Origin of the sequence: Curtobacterium sp. MCLR17_059, assembly GCF_003234665.1 — a bacterium.
GTDB classification, from domain to species: Bacteria; Actinomycetota; Actinomycetes; order Actinomycetales; family Microbacteriaceae; genus Curtobacterium; species Curtobacterium flaccumfaciens.
The window spans coordinates 229730-244751 of record NZ_QKSU01000002.1; the positions used below are offsets into that span (position 1 = coordinate 229730).

The following is a 15022-nucleotide window of genomic DNA, read 5'->3' on the forward strand; positions in this document are numbered from 1 at the left end:
TCCCGCCGCCGCACACCTCCCGCCACGACCGAAGGACCACCCCGCATGAGCATGACCCCGGAGCAGGCCACCTGGTTCGCCGACGTCGCAGGCCGCATCGTGACCAACGTCGAGCAGGTGCTCCTCGGGAAGACGTTCGTGATCCGCCTCGCGGTCACGGCGATGCTCAGCGAGGGGCACCTGCTCCTCGAGGACGTCCCCGGAACGGGCAAGACGAGCCTCGCCCGGGCGATGGCGCAGAGCGTGCAGGGCACCACGAACCGCATCCAGTTCACCCCCGACCTGCTGCCGGGCGACATCACCGGCATCAGCGTCTACGACCAGCGGACGCAGGAGTTCGACTTCCACCGCGGGCCGGTCTTCGCGAACATCGTGCTCGCCGACGAGATCAACCGTGCGAGCCCGAAGACGCAGTCCGCGCTGCTCGAGGCGATGGAGGAGTCCGCGATCACGGTCGACGGCGTCAACCACCGTCTCGCCGCGCCCTTCATGGTCATCGCGACCCAGAACCCGATCGAGCAGGCCGGTACCTACCGTCTGCCCGAGGCGCAGCTGGACCGCTTCCTCATGAAGACGTCCATCGGCTACCCCGACCACGCTGCGACGGTGAAGATCCTCGAGACCTCGTCGGCTCCGTCGGCGTCGGTCCCGCTGGCGAGCGTCGTGCCCGCCGCGACCATCACCGAGATGGCCGCCCTGGCGCGCACCGTGCACGTCGACGCGGTGATCGCCGACTACGTCGCGCGCTTGGTGGACGCGACCCGCTCGGCGAGCGAGGTCCGGCTCGGCGTCAGCGTCCGTGGGGCGATGGGCCTGATCCGTGCCTCCCGTGTCCTCGCGGCGCTGAGCGGTCGCCACTACGTCACGCCGGACGACGTGAAGGCACTGGCCGTCCCGGTCCTCGCGCACCGCCTGGTGCTCGACGCCGAGGCCGAGTTCGACGGCGTCAGCGCGCCGAGCGTCATCGCGCAGCTCCTGGTGGAGACCCCGCCGCCCGCCGACCGAGTCACGACGTGACGGACCGCCGGCCCGTCTCCACGCGCTCGCGCCGTCCGTCCTCGACGCGGTCGCGTCGTGGCACGACGGCGTACGAGCGCACGGGGACGGTCACCGGCATGACCAACGTCCGGACGCGCATCGTCGGTGACCGCGAGGGCGTCGCAGCGGATGCGGTCATCGGGATCGTCCGGCTCTGGGCAACGGCCTGGAGGCTCGTCCTGCGTCTCTGGGGCGAGGTCTCCTCCGTCGTCACCGGGCTCGGGTGGACGGTCGCCGCCCTGACGCTCGTCGCGTTCGTGACCGGCTACCGGTTCGGCCTGCGGGAGATCGTCGTCGTCGGGTTCGCCGGCGCCGTGCTCGCGGTGGTCGCCGCGGTGGCGTTGATCGGCCGGTCGCGGCTGGTGATCCGGATGCGGCTGCCGCAGCACCGTGTGGCGGTCGGCGACGACGCCGGCGTGATCATCACGGCCGAGAACCCCACGCGTCTGCCGTCGGTGCCGACCACCGTCGAGGTCCCGGTCGGATCCGGCCTCGTCGACGTCGCCATCCCGGCCATCGGGCCGCACGGCACCTTCGAGCGGGAGGTCCCCGTCCCGACGCTCCGCCGCGGGGTGCTCGACGTCGGTCCCGTGACGGGCGTCCGCGCCGACCCGGTGGGACTCGTGCGCCGCGAGCTCGTCTGGACCGCCCGTGAGCAGGTCATCGTGCACCCGCGCACCATCGCGATCCCGTCGACGAGCACCGGCTTGGTGCGCGACCTCGAGGGGCAGGCGACGACGGACCTGTCACCCGCGGACATCGCCTTCCACGCCATCCGCGAGTACATGCCCGGCGACGACCCGCGCACCATCCACTGGAAGTCGACCGCCAAGTCCGGCGCGCTCATGGTCCGGCAGTTCGAGGACACCCGTCGCTCGCACCTCGTCGTCGCGCTCGGCATCGCCCGCGGTGAGTTCGCCGACGACGAGGAGTTCGAGCTCGCCGTCAGCGCGGCCGCGTCCCTCGGCGCGCGGGCGATCCGCGACGGCCGTGAGGTCTCGGTCGTGGTGTCGCGGCGCACGCCCGAGTTCGCGAAGCGTGCCGTGTACGCGGTGCGGACGCTCCCCACCGTCACGCCGACGCGCCTGCTCGACGACTTCGCCTCGGTCGGCCTCGCTGACGCGTGCCTGCCGATCGCCGAGGTCTCACGGATCGTCGGGAGCGACACCGAGGGCATCTCCGTCGCGTTCCTCGTGGTGGGGTCGACCGTCGGCCTGCCCGCGCTCCGACTCGCCGCCACGCGGTTCCCCGTCGGGGTGGAGGTCGTCGCGGTGATCTGCGAGCCCGAGGCCCAGCCGCGGTTCCTGCGCGTCGCGGGTCTGACGGTGATGACCATCGGCTACCTGGACGACCTCCGGCACGCCCTGCACCGATTGGCGTCGGCAGCATGAGCGCCGCACCCGTGACCACCCCGGCCCCGGCACCGGACCGGGCGAGGCGCTCGACCCGACGGTCCGACCGTCGCGACGCACGGCGGCTCGTGCCGTTCCGGCTCGCCGGCGGCACGCTGGCGGTCTGGCTGTTGCTGGCCGTCGCGAGCACGTCCTGGTGGCCGGTGTACCGGGACGGCGCGATGATCACCGCCGCGGTGACCGCGATCGTCATCGGGACGGTCGTCGCGCTCCTCGGCACCCTGTTCCGGCTCCCGACGGCCGTCGTGGCGATCGCGACCGTCGCCGCCTTCACGCTCACGGGCGTCCCCGCCGCCGTGCCGAGTCAGGCCAACGGCCTGCTGCCCACCGGACGCGGCCTGCTCGACCTCTTCGCCGGCGTCGCCCTCGGCTGGAAGCAGCTGGTGACCATCAGCCTGCCGGTGGGCTCCTACGAGGCGCTCCTCGTGCCGTACTTCGTAACGCTGCTCGTGGCCACGGTGACCGCCGTGAGCGTGGCGACCCGCGCCTCCAGGCAGGAACTCGCGAGCATCCCGGCACTGGTGCTCTTCGCGGTGGGGGTGGTCGTCGGGCCGAGCCGGCTCGACACGTCGATCGTGACGGCGGTCGTCCTGGTGGGCCTCGCCCTCGTCTGGGCGCTGACCGTGCGCCACGCACGGCGCGCCGTCGCGGTGGCGACTACGATCGGTGCACGCGTGCCGGTCGCGCGGTCGATCGTCCGCCCCGCCCTCGTGGGAACCGGCACCATCGTGGCCGCGGCGGTCGTCGCGACCGGACTCGGCCTGGTGGCACCTCCGTCCGGTGAGCGCACCGTCGCACGCACCGACGTCGTGAAGCCGTTCGACCCACGCGACTACGTCAGTCCGCTCAGCGGGTTCCGCGCCTACGAGGAGTCCACCGCCTCGGACGCGACCCAGCTCCGGGTGACCGGCCTGCCCGAGGGCGGGTTCGTGCGCATCGCGACGCTCGACACCTACGACGGCGTCGTCTACCGCGTCGGCGGGGCCGACGGTTCGGCCGGCTCGGGCACCTTCGAACGTGTGCCGACCGCGGTCGACGTCCGCGGTGTCCGGGGCACCACGGTCGACGTCGGTGTGACGGTCGACGGGTACCGCGGGGTGTGGCTGCCGACGGTCGGTGACCTGGAGCGCGTGGAGTTCACCGGGCAGGACGCCGACGACGAGCGCGGCGCCTTCTTCTACAACGGATCGACCGGCACCGGCGCCGTGGTTGGCGGAGTCGGGGACGGCACGTCCTACGACCTGACGGCGGTGCTGCCCGACCAGCCGACGGAACGCCAGCTGGCCACCGCGCGCCCGGGGAGCGCCGCCGTGCCCACCGCACGGGACGTCCCCGACGCCGTGCGCGACACCGTGGAGTCCACGACGAAGGACGTGTCGGCACCCGGTGCGAAGCTCCTCGCCGCGGTGCAGTCGCTGCAGCGGAACGGGTACGTCAGCCACGGTGTCGGCGACGACCGGATGAGTCGGTCCGGTCACGGTGCCGACCGTGTCCAGGAGCTCCTCACCGCACCCCTGATGATCGGGGACCAGGAGCAGTACGCCGCGGCGGCTGCACTGATGGCGGACGAGATCGGCTTCCCCGCACGGGTCGTGATGGGCTTCACGGCCGGGGGAGACTCGGGCCGCGACGGCACCGCAGCGCCTGGCGGGACGACGACCTTCCGTGGGTCCGACGTCACGGCCCGCATCGAGGTGGACACCGCGCAGTGGGGATGGGTGATGCTCAACCCCAACCCCGAGGTGCGCGAGATCCCGAACGAGCAGCAGCAGACCCCGCAGCCGGTCACCCGACCCGAGACGGTGGTGCCGCCGCCCCCGGTCGACCGGCAGGACCAGGACCAGCAGACGCCCCCCGAGAGCGACCGGAACACGCCGCCGGTGCAGCCGCTCTGGCTCCAGATCCTGCTCGCGGTGCTGCCCTGGGCCCTCGGGACCCTCGGCGTGGTCGCGCTCGTCCTGCTGCCGTTCGCCGTGATCGTGCTGCTGAAGCGACTGCGGCGCCGCCGACGGCGGAACGCCACCACGCCCCGCGGCCGCATCGTCGGCGCCTGGGACGAGTACCGCGACGCACTGCTCGACCGCGGGCACGACGTGCGGCAGGCAGCAACCCGACGCGAAGCCGTGGTCGGTGCACCGGGCGACGGTGGCGCCGGACTCGCCGCGCTGGCCGACCGCGCGGTGTTCGGTCCGAGTGACGCCGACCAGACCACCGCCGACCGCATGTGGGCGGCGACCGACGATGCGATCGGTTCGCTCCGGACAGGGCGGACCAGGCGGGAGCGGTTCCGCACCGCCGTCTCGCTCCGGTCCCTGCGGGGAACGGGACGCCGTCCGACGGCACGGTCCCGTCGGAGGACCGACCGCCAGGCTGCGTCGGGGCGCGGCGACTACGATGTCCAGAGGCCGGACGAGCGTCGTGGACGGCCGAGTGAGGACAGAGGCACCACGTGATCAGATGCGAACACTGCGGATCGATGCTCCCGGACGGAGCGATCTTCTGCGGTGAGTGCGGTCGCGCGGTCACCGCCGCCGCGAGCCGTCGCCCGGTCGCGCCGACCCCCGTCGAACAGGCACCGCCGCCACCGTTGCAGCAGCCCGACGCCCACGGCCGACGGTCCGACCCGGCTTCCGACGCCTGGTTGCCCGAAGCCACGCTCGATCCCGCCACGCGTGCCTGGCTCACCGGTGCCGACCGTCGCGGGACCGAACCGCCGGCACCCGTGCCGGTGCAGCGTCCTGATGCCTTCGCCCCGCGCCAGGCCCCCTCCCACGTGCACGGTGCCGGCTCCGGGCTCGAGGACTGGTCGGGTGCGCCGGGCGAGTCCGAGCCTCCCCTCGACCCCGACGCGTACCCGTCCGAACCCCTCGATGCGGACGACCCCGAACGCACGCGGATCGCCCCGGCTCCCGGTCGCCCCGAGACGCCCGAGGACCCGATCCGCGATGCTCCGTCGTCGGTGTCGGACCAGGCGATGCGACAGCCCGTCGAGTCCCAGCCCGTCGAGTCCCAGCCCGTCGAGCCGCCGCCCGCTGCCGAGCCCTCCGTTCCGGTGTGGGCGCCGCCCGCTGCCACCGCACCCCCGGCGGCACCCGCCGGTCCGTCCTGGTGGGTCGGTCGCGGTACCCCGGCTGCCGAGGCGCCGGCCGATCCGGTCGTACCGCCGATGCCGGGAGCACCCGCCGAACCTGCTGGCGAGCAGGACGCTGCGGCTCCTGCGCCCGACGAACACGGCGCACAGGAACCCCATAACGCACAGGATGCCCAGGAACCCCGGGACGCACAGGGTGCCCGGGACGCCTCCGAGCCGGAGCCCGACGAAACGATCGTGGCGGCGTCGGAGACCAGCGCCACCGACGACCAGCCGGCCGTCGTGTCGCCCCCGCAGCCCGGGGACACGGCCGTGGTCGAGCCACTGATCGACCGTCGACCGCCCCGTCCGGCCCCGCTCGTCACCCCGGGCATGCACGAGACGACCATCTGCCACGTCTGCGGCAACCGGCTCGAACCCGACGACATCTTCTGCGGCGAGTGCGGAGCCGTCCGTCCGGCGGTCACCGCGGCCTTCACCGGCCCGGTCATGCCGCTGCCGATGACCCGACCCGACTGGGCCGCCGAGGAGTCCGACGGCACGCAGGCCTCCGACGCGGGCAACGCTGCGGACGAGCCGGACGTGCTGGACGAGCCCGACGCGGATCCGGCCGAGTCCGCGGGTCCGAACGGGTCCGACGAGCGCGCTGCAGGCGACGAGCCGGACGACGAGATCCCGGTGGACGACGAGTCCCTCCGCGCCGAGGTCGAGCAGTCCGATGCTGGCCGACGTCCCCGCGGAGCGCACGCTGCACCGGTGATCGAGCCGGATCCGCCGACCGAGGCGTCCGCCGTGCCGCACGCGCCGATCCCGCCGGTGCCCGGTTCCGCCACCGTCCCGTCCTCGGCACCGTCCGCCGACACCGCGGGCGTGCCCTCCGCTGCACCGCTGCCCCCGATCCCGGGAGCGACCGGACCCGCGCTGCCGCTCCCGCCCGTCGACCGGTCGGAGTCGCCCGCAGTGGCCGGCGCGCTCGACGACCTCGACGAGGACGTCGACGAGACCCGCATCGTCGCGAAGACCCCGACGCGGGCACCGTTCGTGCTGCACTTCAGCACGGGTGAGCGGCTCGGCGTCCACGGCACGGGCCTGCTCGGCCGGCTGCCGCGACCGCAGCCGGGGGAGCGCTACGACGACCTGCTGACCGTGCACGACCCGGGCAAGTCCGTGTCGAAGACGCACCTCGAGCTCGGCCGCGACGGCGACGACCTGTGGGTCTCCGACCGGTTCTCCGGCAACGGCACGGTCGTCCGGCACATCGACGGATCGATCCGCCGCTGCGAGCCCGGTCGCCGGTACCGCGTCGAGCGTGGTGCCCGCGTTGACATCGGTGAGCAGTTCTTCCTGGTGCAGTAGGCGACTTCTCCACAGATCGGGTCCCGGGCCAGCGCTGAGCTGCTCGTTCCTGGTGCGATGGGGTCATGTCCCGGTTCACCGCACGTTGCGTGATCGTGGGGGCCGCGGTCGCGCTCGTCGTGGCCGGGGTCCTCGCGCCGATCAGCGGCGCGGGGCAGGGCGTCCTGCTCGGCGCGGGTGCGTGCTGCGCGCTGGTCGACGTGGTGCTGCACCGTTCGGCCTCGCCGGACCCGGACCCGGACCCGGTCGCGGTCGCGGTCGTCGCGCCGCCCGGGCCCGACCAGCCTGCCGAGTCCGAATCGCTCGGTGCGCCGGAAACGCTGACGGGCATCGTTCCCGAGGACGGCGACGGCACGCTGGCACTCGTCCTCGGGCACGGTCCGGGCGGCCGCGTGCTCCGGGTCGACGCCGCGTCCCACGTCGTGGTCGTCGGCGCCGGAGCACTCGCCGTCGCGGTGTTCCGCGGGCTCGCCGAGCAGCTCAGAGCCGCTGCCGTCCACACCGAAGAGGACCTGCGCTGGGCTGCTTCCCCCGAGGGCCTCGACGCCGTGCGGACCAGCAGCCCCGAACCAGCCCCGAGCGCCCGGTCAGCGAGCACCCGGGCAGCGAGCAGCCTGTCAGTGCACCCCCTGCCATCGGGGACCTCGGTCGCGGTGCGGATGGGGGCCGACGGCCGACCGCACGGGTCCGTGGTGCTCGTGGCCGGACTCGGATCGGCGCCTCGTCAGCAGGACGTCACCGTCGAGGTCTCACGGTACGGCTGCTCCGTCCGTCGACCCGACGACCACGCGGTCGTCCGGGTGTCCCCGGCGCTGCCGGTCCTCGTCCCCGACCCCGTGAGCGCCGATCGATGACCACCGCCGACTCTTGACCAGCGCTGACCCTTGACCAGCGCCGACCCTTGACCGGCGCTGACCCTTGACCAGCCCCGAGCAACGATCAGCGCAACCCGGCGCCGACCCGCACCGCGCCGACGGGCACGCCACCGCCGAGCACCCGCTCACCGGTCGCCTCGAGCACCTCGGCCACCCCGTCCGACGCCACGAGCCCGTTCCGCTCGAGCAGCGCCAGGGCCGCCAGGGTGCCGGCCCGCTGCGAGCCGTCGAGCACCTTCACGGCCACGGCGGCGCCTCCGGGCAACCCCATGACCATGACGCCCTCGGCACCGAGCTTCGCCAGCACCTGCAGTCGCTCGATGGTGACCGTGTTCGCGCGTCCGACGCCGTCGATCGCCCACGGGTGCGCCAGGACCGCATCGGTCAGGGCAGCGGAGTCGTCGTCGGCCCGTGCCACGACACCGGCGAACCCGCGTGCCAACCCCGTCAGGGTGAGCGGGAACACGGGGGCGCCGCAGCCGTCCGTACCGACCAGGTCGACGGTCTCGTGCGTGTACTCCTCGACGACGGAACGCACCCGCTGCTGCAACGGGTGCTCGATGTCGAGGTACGTGGCTTCGTCCCACCCGTTCACCCGGCAGGCAGCGAGCATGCCGGCGTGCTTGCCGGAGCAGTTCATCGCCAGTCGGCGGGGGCCGTCCATCGTCCGGGCGGTCCCGCGGTCGAAGGGCATGTCGGGCGGGCAGCCGAGGTCGGATTCGACGTGGTCGAAGGACTCGAGCATGTGCAGGGCGAGCGCCTGGTGGGCCGCGGTGCCGGCGTGGCTCGCGGTGGTGAGGACGAGTTCCTCGTCGGAGAACAGCGCACCGGCACCTCGGACGGCCAGGGCCTGGAACGGCTTCATGGTGGAACGCGGGTAGATGCTCGCGGTCACGTCGCCCACGGAGTCGATCACGGTGCCGCTCGCGTCGACGACGACGCCGGCGCCGACGTGCCGGCTCTCGTCGAACCCTGAGCGTTCGAGCACCGCCAGCTCGACAGAACCGTCGGCGGTGAGAGGATGGCGATCACTGCGGACTTCGGGGCTCACCGTCATGCCGCCATGCTAGCCAAGGCGAAGGGGCGCACCCGTGCACGACCACTCCTACGAGGTCTCCGTCAGCTGGACCGGCGACCGCGGGACCGGCACCTCCGGGTACCGCGACTACGGCCGCGAACACGTGGTCTCCGCGACCGGCAAGCCCGACGTCCCCGGCTCCGCCGACCCGACGTTCCGCGGGGACCGTGACCGCTGGAACCCCGAGGAGATGGTGGTCGCGGCGCTGGCCCAGTGCCACATGCTCAGCTACCTGCACGTCGCGGTGACGAAGGGCTTCACCGTCGTCGACTACCAGGACACCGCGACCGCGTCGCTCCGCCTGAACCGCGACGGTTCGGGTGAACTGACCGAGGCGACCCTGCACCCGGTCGTCACGATCCTCGAGGCCGACCGGGTCGCGGACGCCGAAGCAGCACACGTCACCGCCAACGAGCTCTGCTTCATCGCGCGGTCCGTGGCGTTCCCGGTGCACCACGAGCCGCAGCTGGTCGTCCGACCTGCGTCATTGGCAGGGGACTCTTCGACAGGTGGGGCAGACTAGGTCCTCGTGAAGCGTCTCCGCCTGCTCCCGATCGCCATCGTCCCCGCCGTCGTGCTGGGACTCGCCGCCTGCTCCGGCTCCGGTTCGAACGGGTCCTCGGCTTCGCCGACCCCGTCGGCCAGTGCCACGGCCTCGGCGATCACCTCCTGCCCCGACCCGGGCAAGTCGTCCGATGCCATCAAGGCGACCGGGTCGTTCGGCGGACCGAAGGCCCCGACCGTGAAGTTCTCGTCCGGCCTGTCCGCGAAGACGCCGCAGGCCACCCGCCTCGTGAAGGGCAAGGGCGCGGCGCTCGACGAGGGTGACTACGCGCAGGTCTCCTACAGCGTGTACGAGGCTTCGGACGCCAAGAAGCTCGGCACCGTCGGCTTCGACGAGGGCAACCCGCAGGTGCTCTCCGTCGGCGGATCGGGCTTCGGCGCGCTCCTCGCCTGCTCGAAGGTGGGCGACCGCGTCGCCGCGGTCGGACAGTCCTCGGCACTCGGCTTCAACACCGGCGGTGAGATCGTCGTGGTCGCCGACGTCGTCGCACAGACCCCGACCAAGGCGACCGGCACCCCGCAGGACCAGGACCCGGGCCTGCCCACGGTCAAGGACAAGGCCTCGGGCGAGCCGGAGATCACGGTCCCCGACGGCGTCAAGGCGCCCACGAAGACCACGGTCGAGGTGCTCAAGCAGGGCGACGGCACCGAGATCGCCGACGGCGACACCGCACTCGTGCAGTACAAGGGCGTCGTCTACGACACCGGCAAGGAGTTCGACTCCTCGTGGTCGAAGGGTGTCCCCACCACCTTCACCGTGTCGGAGAGCGCGCTCATCAAGGGCTTCGTCACCGGGCTCGTCGGGCAGAAGGTCGGCTCGCAGGTCCTGATCGTCGCCACGCCGGAGGACGCCTACGGCGCGAACCCGCAGGAGGGCTCGGGCATCCCGAAGAACGCCACGCTCGTCTTCGTGGTCGACATCCTCGCCAAGGGCTGACCGTGACGGACGGCCGCCTCGGCAGCACCGGTCCTGATCGTCGGCGCATCGTCGTCCTCGGCAGCACCGGCTCGATCGGCACCCAGGCGCTCGACGTGGTCGCCCGCAACCCCGACCGGTTCGAGGTCGTCGGGCTCACCGCCGGCAGCAACCGCGACCTCGTCGCCGAACAGGCCGCCCGGTTCGGGGTCCGCGACACGGCGTTCGGCGCGGCCGACTCGGAGCAGCTCGTCCGGAGCGTCGAGGCCGACGTCGTCCTGAACGGCATCACCGGCTCGGTCGGCCTCGGCCCGACGCTCGCGGCGCTCGAGAGCGGTGCCACCCTCGCCCTTGCGAACAAGGAGAGCCTGATCGTCGGTGGCTCCCTCGTGCAGCAGGCCGCGGCGCCCGGGCAGATCGTGCCCGTGGACAGTGAGCACTCCGCCATCGCGCAGGCGCTGCGCTCCGGCGCCGACGCCGAGGTGCAGCGGCTCGTCCTGACGGCGAGCGGCGGTCCGTTCCGTGGGCGCACCCGCGAGCAGCTCCGTGACGTCACCCCCGCCCAGGCACTGGCGCACCCGACCTGGGACATGGGTCTCGTCGTCACGACGAACTCCGCGACCCTGGTCAACAAGGGGCTCGAGGTCATCGAGGCCCACCTGCTCTTCGACGTGCCGTACGACCGCATCGACGTCACCGTGCACGCGCAGTCGATCGTGCACTCCATGGTCGAGTTCGTCGACGGCTCCACCATCGCCCAGGCGTCGCCGCCGGACATGCGTCTGCCGATCGCGCTCGGCCTGGCCTGGCCGGACCGGGTGCCCGGCGTCGGCGTGCCGCTCGACTGGACGACCGCGAGCACGTGGACGTTCGAGCCGCTCGACCAGGACGCCTTCGGCGCCGTCGCCCTCGCCAAGCGGGTGGGTGAGCTGGGCGGCACGTTCCCGGCCGTGTTCAACGCCGCGAACGAGCAGGCCGTCGCCGCGTTCCACGCTGGTGCGATCGGTTTCCTGGACATCGTCGACACGGTCGAGCGCGTCGTCGAGGAGCACACCGCGGGGGAGCCGTCACTCGACGGGGTGCTCGCGGCGGAGCAGTGGGCCCGCACCGCTGCGGACCGCGCGCTGACCCGCTGACGCGAGTCGCGCCTCCCGTCCGACGCGGAGGCGGCAGACCGCGGACGTGACGCACCGGCCTGGAGGCCCAGCTCGCCTCTCAGACGGCGCTCGGCTCCGTCATGGAATCAGTCCCGTACTCTTTCCCGGTGACCGTCGAATCCGTCCTGCTCTTCGTCCTCGGCGTGGTCGTCTTCATCATCGGCCTGCTGGTCTCGATCGGACTCCACGAGCTGGGGCACCTGTCCTTCGCGAAGCTCTTCAACGTCAAGGTGACGCAGTACTCGCTGGGCTTCGGCAAGGCGATGTGGTCGTTCAAGCGGGGTGAGACCGAGTACGGGATCCGCCCGATCCTGCTCGGTGGGTACATCTCGATGGTCGGCATGCTCAAGCCGCGCGCCTCGGGCCGGGCGAACGCCATCACGAACACCGGCATGTACGGCGCGTTCGTGCAGGACGCCCGCCAGGCCAGCGCCGAGCAGATCGCGGACTCCGGCGGTGACGACTCCCGCGCCTTCTACCGCCTGACGCCGTGGAAGCGGATCATCGTGATGGTCGCGGGCCCGGCGATGAACCTGGTGATCGGCATCGTGCTGTTCGGTGTGCTGCTGTGCGGGTTCGGGGCGCCGACGACGACCTTCACGTCGAGCGTCGGGTGCGTGCTGCCGAACAGCCAGACGACCGAGTGCTCGCCCGGCGACGCGGTGTCCCCGGCGAAGCAGGCCGGCATCGAGTCCGGCGACGTCGTGCTCTCGGTGAACGGTGAGCAGGACCCCACCATCACCCGCGTCTCCGAGGTCTTCCAGGAGTCCGCCGGTGAGCAGGTCACCGTGGTCGTCGAGCGCGACGGTGCCCGCAAGACCCTCGAGATCACCCCGACGACCGCCACCCGCGACGTCTACGACTCCGAGGGCAAGGTCGTCAAGAACGACGACGGCACCACGAAGACCCAGCGCGTCGGCGTGGTCGGCGTCAGCATCGGGCAGTCCCTGGTGCGGCAGTCCCCGGCCGAGGTGCTGCCCGCGACCGGCGCCCAGATCGCGGCGTCCGCGCACCTGATCATCGACCTGCCGCAGCGCCTGGTCGCCGTGTGGAACGCCGCGTTCGGTGCCCAGGAGCGGTCGCAGGACAGCCCCGTGTCGGTGGTGGGCGTGGGCCGTGCAATCGGCGAGGTCTCGTCGATGAGCGGTGTCCCGGTGGTCGACAAGGCGTACACGATCCTCGGGCTGCTGGCCTCGCTCAACATCGGCCTGTTCGTGCTGAACATGGTGCCGCTGCTGCCGCTCGACGGCGGACACATCGCTGGTGCGCTCTGGGAAGCGATCAAGCGACGGTCGTTCAAGCTCGTCGGCAAGGCGGATCCGGGGCCCATCGACCTGGCGAAGACGATGCCCCTGACGATGGTCGTCGTGGTGCTGCTGGCGGGGATGAGCGCGCTGCTGATCTACGCCGACATCGTGCGGCCGGTGAACCTGTTCGGGTAGTCGCTCCGGCGCTACGCTCAGCGGATGACCACAGCCGCCCCGAACCCTCCCGAGGTTCGCACCGTCGAGCGCCAGGGCCTCGACGTCATCGCCGAGTCCGATCGGAAGGGCACCCCACGGGGACTGTTCTGGCCGTGGTTCGCCGCCAACATCTCCGTGCTCGGCATCGCCTACGGGGCGTTCGTCATCGGGTTCGGCATCTCCTTCTGGCAGGCCACCGCCGTCTCGGTCGTCGGGGTGGTGTTCTCGTTCCTGCTGTGCGGCGTGGTCGCGATCGCCGGCAAGCGGGGGTCGGCGCCGACGATGGTGCTGAGCCGTGCGGCGTTCGGCGTGCGGGGCAACCGGGTGCCCTCGTTCCTCAGCTGGATCCTCACCGTCGGGTGGGAGACCTCGCTCGCCGCACTGGCGGTCCTGGCGACCTCCACGGTCTTCACCGAGCTCGGCTGGGACGGCGGGGTGCTGACGAAGGTCGTCGCGCTGGTCGTCGTCGCCGCGCTCGTGGTCGGGGCCGGCGTCGCGGGCTTCGACGTGATCATGCGCCTGCAGACCTGGATCACGGTCATCACGGGGGTGCTCACCGTCGTCTACATCGTGCTCGCGGTGCCCTCCATCGACTTCGCCGCGATCGCCGCGATGCCGTCCGGCAGCGGTCAGCAGGTCATCGGGGCCCTGGTCCTGGTGATGACCGGCTTCGGCCTCGGCTGGGTGAACGCTGCTGCCGACTACTCCCGGTACCTGCCGCGGGCCGCGTCCACCGGTGGGGTCGTCGGGTGGACGACCTTCGGCGGCGCACTGGCCCCGGCGATCCTCGTGGTCTTCGGCGTCCTGCTCGCCGGGTCGTCGCCGGACCTGAACGCCGCCATCCAGGACGACCCGATCGGCGCGCTCACCACCATCCTGCCGATCTGGTTCCTCATCCCGTTCGCGATCGTGGCGATCCTCGGGCTCGTCGGGGGAGCGGTCCTCGACATCTACTCGTCGGGCCTCGCGCTGCTGAGCGTCGGCGTGAAGATCCCGCGGCCGGTCGCAGCCGGGGTCGACGGAGCGTTCATGGTCGCCGGCGCCGTGTACATCGCCTTCTTCGCGACCAGCTTCGCGAAGCCGTTCCAGGCGTTCCTGATCACCCTCGGCGTGCCGATCGCGGTGTGGGCCGGCATCTTCGTCGCGGACGTCCTGCTGCGCCGACGCGCCTACGCAGAGGCCGAGCTCGACGACCGCCGCGGCCGCTACGGTGACGTCCGGTGGGGCGCGATCGCGCTGGTCCTGGTCGGCACGGCCCTGGGCTGGGGACTCGTGACGCTCTCGTCGCCCGCGTGGTTGACGTGGCAGGGCTACCTGCTCGGCCCGTTCGGCCTCGGTGGCCGCGAGGGGCCGTGGGCCTACGCGAACCTCGGCGTCCTCGTCGCCCTGGTCGTCGGGTTCCTCGGCACGCTGCTGTTCGCTCGCGGCTCGATCCGCCGCCAGGAAGCACTCGCCACGCCGGACGACCTGCGATGAGCGCGGAGATCCCCGACGACGCCTGGCTCGTCGTCATCGACATGCAGCAGGTCTTCACCGGCGAGAACCCGTGGGCCGCCCCGCGGTACGACCACGCCGGCGCCGGCATCGAGCGGCTCCTCCCGCGGTTCACGGGCCGCACGGTCTTCACCCGCTTCGTGGCTCCGGCGGAGCCCGAGGGTGCGTGGGTGCCGTACTACCGCGACTGGCCCTTCGCACTGGTCCCGGACACCGACCCGCTGTACGCGCTCACCGAGCCGTTCGCATCAGCCGCCGCGGACCGGAACGACCCCGTCGTGACGGAACCGACCTTCGGCAAGTGGGGGACGAGCCTCCAGGCCGTCGTCGGCGACCACCCGCACCTGGTGCTCACGGGGGTCTCGACCGACTGCTGCGTGCTGTCGACCGCGCTGGCGGCGGCCGACGCGGGTGCGACGGTGACCGTCGTGGCGGACGCCTGCGCCGGCGCGACCGACGAGGACCACGACCGAGCGCTCGCGGTGATGCGGCTCTACGCCCCGCTCATCACGGTCGTCGACTCGGTCAGGGAGCTCTGAACAGACGCACGGGGACCGGACCCGGCACGGTCAGACCGA

Annotated in this window: 12 protein-coding genes; 11 read left to right on the forward strand and 1 reads right to left on the reverse strand. The window is 72.3% G+C overall.

What is annotated here, in order from left to right:
• Nucleotides 1-45: 45 nt before the first annotated feature.
• The 5 genes from DEJ12_RS04870 to DEJ12_RS04890 all read left to right on the forward strand — a co-directional run bounded on the left by DEJ12_RS04870 (nucleotide 46) and on the right by DEJ12_RS04890 (nucleotide 7751).
• A complete protein-coding gene (locus DEJ12_RS04870; protein WP_027465773.1) occupies nucleotides 46-1017 on the forward strand; it encodes a MoxR family ATPase in 972 nt (323 codons plus the stop codon).
• Nucleotides 1018-1115: 98 nt separating this feature from the next.
• On the forward strand, nucleotides 1116-2429 hold the full coding sequence (locus tag DEJ12_RS04875; protein WP_258370535.1) for a DUF58 domain-containing protein: 1314 nt from the start codon (nucleotides 1116-1118) through the stop codon (nucleotides 2427-2429).
• The gene (locus DEJ12_RS04880; RefSeq protein ID WP_111029237.1) at nucleotides 2426-4903 is read left to right on the forward strand and encodes a DUF3488 domain-containing protein; all 2478 of its coding nucleotides are present in this window, start codon (nucleotides 2426-2428) and stop codon (nucleotides 4901-4903) included. Before DEJ12_RS04875 ends, DEJ12_RS04880 begins: the two co-directional genes overlap by 4 nt.
• Nucleotides 4900-6897, forward strand: a complete 1998-nt coding sequence (locus DEJ12_RS04885; RefSeq protein WP_111029238.1) for a zinc-ribbon domain-containing protein — start codon at nucleotides 4900-4902, stop codon at nucleotides 6895-6897. The genes DEJ12_RS04880 and DEJ12_RS04885 overlap by 4 nt, the downstream gene beginning before the upstream one ends.
• A 65-nt stretch (nucleotides 6898-6962) precedes the next feature.
• On the forward strand, nucleotides 6963-7751 hold the full coding sequence (locus DEJ12_RS04890; protein ID WP_111029239.1) for a hypothetical protein: 789 nt from the start codon (nucleotides 6963-6965) through the stop codon (nucleotides 7749-7751).
• Between the two features lie 85 nt (nucleotides 7752-7836).
• Here the strand turns inward: DEJ12_RS04890 and DEJ12_RS04895 are convergent, their stop codons facing one another.
• On the reverse strand, nucleotides 7837-8829 hold the full coding sequence (locus tag DEJ12_RS04895) for an asparaginase (protein ID WP_111029240.1): 993 nt from the start codon (nucleotides 8827-8829) through the stop codon (nucleotides 7837-7839).
• A gap of 34 nt (nucleotides 8830-8863) precedes the next feature.
• Here DEJ12_RS04895 and DEJ12_RS04900 point away from each other — a divergent pair, with 34 nt between their 5' ends.
• From DEJ12_RS04900 to DEJ12_RS04925, 6 genes are all read left to right on the forward strand, one after another.
• On the forward strand, nucleotides 8864-9373 hold the full coding sequence (locus tag DEJ12_RS04900) for an OsmC family protein (RefSeq protein WP_071404620.1): 510 nt from the start codon (nucleotides 8864-8866) through the stop codon (nucleotides 9371-9373).
• Nucleotides 9374-9379: 6 nt separating this feature from the next.
• Nucleotides 9380-10351, forward strand: a complete 972-nt coding sequence (locus DEJ12_RS04905; RefSeq protein WP_071404621.1) for an FKBP-type peptidyl-prolyl cis-trans isomerase — start codon at nucleotides 9380-9382, stop codon at nucleotides 10349-10351.
• 2 nt (nucleotides 10352-10353) lie between these two features.
• Nucleotides 10354-11466: a 1-deoxy-D-xylulose-5-phosphate reductoisomerase gene (gene dxr / locus DEJ12_RS04910; RefSeq protein ID WP_111029241.1), complete on the forward strand. Its 1113-nt coding sequence runs from the start codon at nucleotides 10354-10356 to the stop codon at nucleotides 11464-11466.
• A gap of 128 nt (nucleotides 11467-11594) precedes the next feature.
• A complete protein-coding gene (locus DEJ12_RS04915) occupies nucleotides 11595-12929 on the forward strand; it encodes an RIP metalloprotease (protein ID WP_181433063.1) in 1335 nt (444 codons plus the stop codon).
• Nucleotides 12930-12953: 24 nt separating this feature from the next.
• The gene (locus DEJ12_RS04920; protein WP_111029243.1) at nucleotides 12954-14426 is read left to right on the forward strand and encodes a cytosine permease; all 1473 of its coding nucleotides are present in this window, start codon (nucleotides 12954-12956) and stop codon (nucleotides 14424-14426) included.
• Nucleotides 14423-14983 (forward strand): cysteine hydrolase family protein, encoded by a 561-nt coding sequence (locus DEJ12_RS04925; RefSeq protein ID WP_111029244.1) that lies wholly within the window; start codon nucleotides 14423-14425, stop codon nucleotides 14981-14983. The genes DEJ12_RS04920 and DEJ12_RS04925 overlap by 4 nt, the downstream gene beginning before the upstream one ends.
• Nucleotides 14984-15022 lie beyond the last annotated feature (39 nt).

What these genes read in the sequence shown, in the direction of transcription:
- DEJ12_RS04875 (WP_258370535.1), top strand. Translation starts at nt 1,116, where the DNA reads ATGACCAACGTCCGGACGCGCATCGTCGGTGACCGCGAGGGCGTCGCA.
- DEJ12_RS04880 (WP_111029237.1), top strand. Translation starts at nt 2,426, where the DNA reads ATGAGCGCCGCACCCGTGACCACCCCGGCCCCGGCACCGGACCGGGCG.
- DEJ12_RS04870 (WP_027465773.1), top strand. Translation starts at nt 46, where the DNA reads ATGAGCATGACCCCGGAGCAGGCCACCTGGTTCGCCGACGTCGCAGGC.
- DEJ12_RS04925 (WP_111029244.1), top strand. Translation starts at nt 14,423, where the DNA reads ATGAGCGCGGAGATCCCCGACGACGCCTGGCTCGTCGTCATCGACATG.
- DEJ12_RS04890 (WP_111029239.1), top strand. Translation starts at nt 6,963, where the DNA reads ATGTCCCGGTTCACCGCACGTTGCGTGATCGTGGGGGCCGCGGTCGCG.
- DEJ12_RS04920 (WP_111029243.1), top strand. Translation starts at nt 12,954, where the DNA reads ATGACCACAGCCGCCCCGAACCCTCCCGAGGTTCGCACCGTCGAGCGC.
- DEJ12_RS04895 (WP_111029240.1), bottom strand. Translation starts at nt 8,829, where the DNA reads ATGACGGTGAGCCCCGAAGTCCGCAGTGATCGCCATCCTCTCACCGCC.